General features: G+C 37.8%; 7 protein-coding genes. 6 read left to right on the forward strand and 1 reads right to left on the reverse strand.

What is annotated here, in order from left to right; genetic code table 11:
* The 6 genes from BLR65_RS28450 to BLR65_RS28475 all read left to right on the forward strand — a co-directional run.
* On the forward strand, positions 1-488 hold a 488-nt coding region (locus BLR65_RS28450; protein WP_143122700.1), incomplete at its 5' end, for a transposase.
* 646 nt (positions 489-1,134) lie between these two features.
* The gene (locus tag BLR65_RS28455; protein WP_093798165.1) at positions 1,135-1,761 is read left to right on the forward strand and encodes a hypothetical protein; all 627 of its coding nucleotides are present in this window, start codon (positions 1,135-1,137) and stop codon (positions 1,759-1,761) included.
* A gap of 1 nt (position 1,762) precedes the next feature.
* Entirely contained in the window at positions 1,763-2,251 is a 489-nt protein-coding gene (locus BLR65_RS28460; RefSeq protein ID WP_093798167.1) for a TIR domain-containing protein, read from the forward strand.
* 216 nt (positions 2,252-2,467) lie between these two features.
* Entirely contained in the window at positions 2,468-2,671 is a 204-nt protein-coding gene (locus tag BLR65_RS28465) for a transposase (protein WP_093798169.1), read from the forward strand.
* Between the two features lie 57 nt (positions 2,672-2,728).
* Positions 2,729-3,427 carry a tyrosine-type recombinase/integrase gene (locus tag BLR65_RS28470; protein ID WP_093798171.1) on the forward strand — a complete coding sequence of 233 codons (699 nt, stop codon included), beginning with the start codon at positions 2,729-2,731 and terminating at the stop codon, positions 3,425-3,427.
* A complete protein-coding gene (locus BLR65_RS28475; protein ID WP_093798173.1) occupies positions 3,414-4,427 on the forward strand; it encodes a tyrosine-type recombinase/integrase in 1,014 nt (337 codons plus the stop codon). Before BLR65_RS28470 ends, BLR65_RS28475 begins: the two co-directional genes overlap by 14 nt.
* A 152-nt stretch (positions 4,428-4,579) precedes the next feature.
* Here BLR65_RS28475 and tnpA read toward each other — a convergent pair.
* On the reverse strand, positions 4,580-4,946 hold a 367-nt coding region (gene tnpA, locus BLR65_RS28480; RefSeq protein WP_218130683.1), incomplete at its 5' end, for an IS66 family insertion sequence element accessory protein TnpA.

Here is a 4,946-nt window from a genome sequence, read left to right on the forward strand (position 1 = left end):
TTTTCTATCCTATCACGCTACGCGTCGTTCGTTTTCCGCTCACGACAGATACATATGAATGCGTTATTACCAATCTGCCCAGAGATACATTTCCACCAGATGAACTCAAGAAACTCTACGCTATGCGATGGGGAATCGAAACGTCCTTCCGGGAATTGAAATATGCAATTGGCCTGAGTTGTTTCCACGCAAAAAAGTTGGAGTATATCAAGCAGGAAATCTTTGCCCATCTGCTTCTTTATAACTTTTGCGAAATCATCACGATCCATGTGGTGATTCAGCTAAAAGATACAAAGCATGCATACCAAGTGAACTACACGTTGGCAATCCACATATGTCGGCATTTTTTGCGATTCCATACAGATATATCTCCAACCAGCGTTGAGATGCTGATACAGAAAAACCTTCTTCCTGTTAGACCCGGACGTAGTGACCCTCGCAAAGTCAAGCCCAAGTCAGCTGTAAGCTTTCTATATCGTGTAGCGTAATCTCTCCTTTACTATAGCTTTTTTATTGGCAGATGGCAATCTGTCTTTTTGTGGTGCTCAAAATAGACAGAAAAGACAGTGAGACTATTATTTCTCAATCTCGCTGCCTTTTCCGTTGTTTCTTTGTCGTTTCTTTTTCTTAACTTAATGACATTGGTTAGTTAACTCATTCTTTTTGTTTCGCCAAAAGCATACCATTTGTAAAGACGAAACAGTAGGAATATTGCAGACGAATATATGAGTACCGATCAGGAAATGCCAAGATGACGAGGTTATCGACGACAATTTTGCTCAGCAAAATACAGCAAAAGTAAAAACACCGCAAAGTAATAGCCAGTTAATATGGCTACTATTTAGCGGTGATCACATTTTTAAAGCAGATATCAAGATCTAACCGGCACTTTCAAGGCCTGCCCCGGATAAGCATGTTATTATCTAATTTATTTGTGGGTGAACCGTATCATTTGGGATGGCGAAAAATGACCACAACCCTTGAAAATACAGGGGTGTGGTTTTATTTTTCTTTAAGATTAGGCGCAGGGGTCGAAGGTGATGGGGCGTGATGAAAATTTTATAATTCCGTTAACTGAAAGGAAATTTGTGGTATTATAATAAGTAAAATGAATTTTTTGAGGGGAATTTTTTAGTGGTAAATGGTTTTATAATTGTTTGTGTAGAGTATTTAATGAGAATAATGAACAAGTTAAGTGCGGTGAAATTGTTTAAATCTCTTGCTAAGAAGGTTTTAAAAACTAATAACCGGGAGATAGAACTACGAAACACGAATATCATTATTGATGTATATATCGTTATGAAGTGGTTTCTAATTTGCTGTTTTTGGAGCTTCGGATATAATAGTAATTTTTGCATAGCGATTACAATATACTTAATTCTGAATAATCTTCAAATTTATTTTTATCATCATATATGGAGTGTTAGAGCAATAACAAATGAGCAAATATCTGTTGATAGAATGAAGCGGCGTTTTGTTAATTTAATTTTGGCTATTGCATATTCAGTATTTTGTTTTGGTTACTTGTACGAAGAGTGTTTTCCAACGCATTATGATGGATGGCCGGAAAAATATAATAAGTTCTTGACTGCGCTATATTACAGTATGTCGAATGCAATTAAGGGGGCTGGTGTATTAACACCAAATGATAATACTGGATTGATTATTTCGGTTACGCAGTTTGTGACTACATATATTTTTCTTACAATGATGGTGTCAAAAGCAGTGCCACAATACACAGAAAAAAAGAAAGGTGAGTAGCATGACTTATAGGAATAAGACATATGTCTGTTTCGACGCGGACAATGATATGGAGTCTTATGAAGAAATGTTAAAATGGAAAGATGACGATAGGAACGATTTCAACTTTTACAATGCACATGATCTCAATAATTTGAGGGACGGCAGTTTAGAAGACACAATTAAGCGAAAATTAAGAGAGCGGCTAAATAATACAAAAGTAATGGTTGTCTTAGTCGGGGAAAAAACAAAAAATCTCCACAAGTTTGTCAGATGGGAACAAGAGGTTGCTTTAGAAAAAGAGATTCCAATAATTGCGGCTAATCTTAACGAAAAAAACAGATGTGATAATGATTTGTGTCCGCCTATTATAAGGGATGAATTGGTTGTACATGTTCCATTTGATCTCAAGCCAATACAAACAGCACTAGATAATTGGCCTGACGAATATCTGAAGTTGAAAAAAGATGGTATAAGTGGGCCGCGATATTATAGTAATTTCGATAGATAAATTGTAATAGGTGGCACTGTTACTTAAAAAAGTATGAGAGGTGGAGTAGAATCTGCCTTTCATATTTTTTTGGTACCGTCAAGATCTTTTGCAAATTTGTAATGTAAGCGCCTAATAACATAGTGGATAGAAAGTAAGCGTCGTAAGCGTCAAACAATCGCCACATAGTGAATGCGCCCCCAGCCTGAGATAATAGTCTCAGGAGGGATGCAAAAAATGAAACCTGATAAACGAAAAACCTTTTCTGATGCCGAAAAAGCATTGTTGTTAGAAACATATCAAGCCAGCGGAAAAATGAAAAAAATATGGTGCAAAGAAAATGGCATTGGCCTAAGCACACTGCAACGCTGGCTACGCCAAGAAAAAAATCAAACCCAGATCCAGCCTCTGCAAAACTGGGTTTCCCAGCCATTATCTTAAAATTAATGTTGAAGCATTGAGGAGATGTCCGCTTGATCCTGAGGAGGTGTTTTCAATATGAAAAATAAGCCTCCTTACGAGTATATAAGCAATTATGCCAATATGATAAAAGGGTTTATTGCTGAAAAACATCTCTCTGGATACCGATTCACTGTTCAAGAAAGATGGATGAAGCAGCTCGACAGGTACTGTGCGGATTTAAACATTCAAGCAGGAGAGCTCACCGTAGATATTCTTGAAGGGTTCTGTAATAGGAATCCAAGTGAATCCCAAATGACCCGTCAGCAACGACTCCGCATGGTATGTCATTTTACTGAATATCTTCGAAAAAACGGATATAATATCGGTACTCCAGAAGCCCCGGTGAAAGTATTTTCCTATTCCAAACGTATACCTTATATATTTACGGAAGCAGAGCTAAAATCGCTTTACAATCAGATTGACAATTGGGAAACAACTCCTCAAAGCCGTGGATACAGAAAACAGATGGATCCCGTAATTTTCAGGATGGTTTATGGATGTGGCCTAAGAATAATGGAAGCACTTCGCCTTCGGATTGCCGATGTCGATTTGAAAAGCAATATATTATACATATTCAATTCTAAAAATGGACGGGATCGCATAGTTCCGATGTCAGAAAGCCTTTCCGAGAGGTGTCGTCTTTATTGGGAGAAGATGCGAAAATTTGAAGAACCAAATGATTATTTCCTCCCCGGAATTTCAAACGGTAATCATATTTCACATGAAAACTTCTGATTTTTCAAGACACCTGTCCGGTTTCCTAACCAAATATCTCCCGGGTACGCTTAATGTGAGTAACAATACAATTGCATCCTATAGGGATACCTATAAATTGTTTCTGACCTTTTGGGAAAAACGATATCGAATACGTCCTGAAAAGCTATCGATAAGCATAGTCACATGTGATGCAATCCTTGAATTTCTTGACTGGCTGGAATCAGAACGTGGGTGCAGCATTTCAACAAGAAACCAAAGACTTGCTGCGCTGCATTCATTTTTTCGCCATGTGCAGAAGGAATCACCAGATAATCTTTTTGAAATACAAAGGATTCTCTTAATTCCTATGAAAAAGGCACCAAAACCATTTATTAAATTTCTCACACTTGATGAAGTTGAAATTCTTCTTTCACAGCCAGATATAGCGAGTAAGTCAGGAAGACGGGATCTCACACTCATTGCACTAATGTATGATAGTGGAGCAAGGGTGCAAGAAATTATCGACCTGCAAATGAAAGATATCCGATTGCAGGAACCATCTGTTGTAAATCTGCATGGGAAAGGGAATAAATCCCGTACTGTACCAATAATGAAAAATACTAGCATTCTTTTAAGGAAATATATGGATGAACAGAAGTGCCGTTCACTACAGGATTATAGTACTTTGTTTTGTAATCAGCAGAAACAAAAATTAACTCGCAAAGGAGTGGCATACATATTAAAAAAATACGTTCGTAGTGCTTATGCTAACCCCAACTTCACAAGAAAAGATAAGATCACCTGCCATGTCTTGCGGCATTCGAGAGCAGCCCACATGTTGCAGGCTGGTATACCACTAATTTATATAAGGGATTTTCTGGGACATTCAAGTGTTACAAGTACAGAAATTTATGCTAGGTTAAACGACGAAATTAAACGTAAAGCGATTGAAGAAGCGTACATTGACTTAAATATACCAGATTATCCTTCTTGGCAGGAGGATGCGGATCTCATGGACTGGCTTTCAAATCTTGTTTGATCCAAGTACAATAATTATGGGAAGTGTCTTGGTAAAAACACTTTCATTTTGCTTAACTAAAACTGATACACTTCCCATAATTAAAGAGTTCGCATAATTTCTCATGTCTGTATCACCGCAGGCTAAAAATACGGGAGTTTGATCCAATATCTTCAGCATACTTCGACCAGCACTTTCAGCACACTCGCTAAAAAATTCAGATCGGTCTGATGATCAATGGGAATGACGCATTTACCAATTTGTATTTCAAGAGCTTTTGATTTTTCGGATACAGTTGGGATTACGGAAACCCAGTTTTGCAGAGGCTGGATCTGGGTTTGATTTTTTTCTTGGCGTAGCCAGCGTTGCAGTGTGCTTAGGCCAATGCCATTTTCTTTGCACCATATTTTTTTCATTTTTCCGCTGGCTTGATATGTTTCTAATAACAATGCTTTTTCGGCATCAGAAAAGGTTTTTCGTTTATCAGGTTTCATTTTTTGCATCCCTCCTGAGACTATTATCTCAGGCTGGGGGCGCGTT

The organism is Sporomusa acidovorans (assembly GCF_900101845.1).
GTDB classification, from domain to species: Bacteria; Bacillota; Negativicutes; order Sporomusales; family Sporomusaceae; genus Sporomusa; species Sporomusa acidovorans.

What these genes read in the sequence shown, in the direction of transcription:
- BLR65_RS28460 (WP_093798167.1), top strand. Translation starts at nt 1,763, where the DNA reads ATGACTTATAGGAATAAGACATATGTCTGTTTCGACGCGGACAATGAT.
- BLR65_RS28465 (WP_093798169.1), top strand. Translation starts at nt 2,468, where the DNA reads ATGAAACCTGATAAACGAAAAACCTTTTCTGATGCCGAAAAAGCATTG.
- BLR65_RS28470 (WP_093798171.1), top strand. Translation starts at nt 2,729, where the DNA reads ATGAAAAATAAGCCTCCTTACGAGTATATAAGCAATTATGCCAATATG.
- BLR65_RS28475 (WP_093798173.1), top strand. Translation starts at nt 3,414, where the DNA reads ATGAAAACTTCTGATTTTTCAAGACACCTGTCCGGTTTCCTAACCAAA.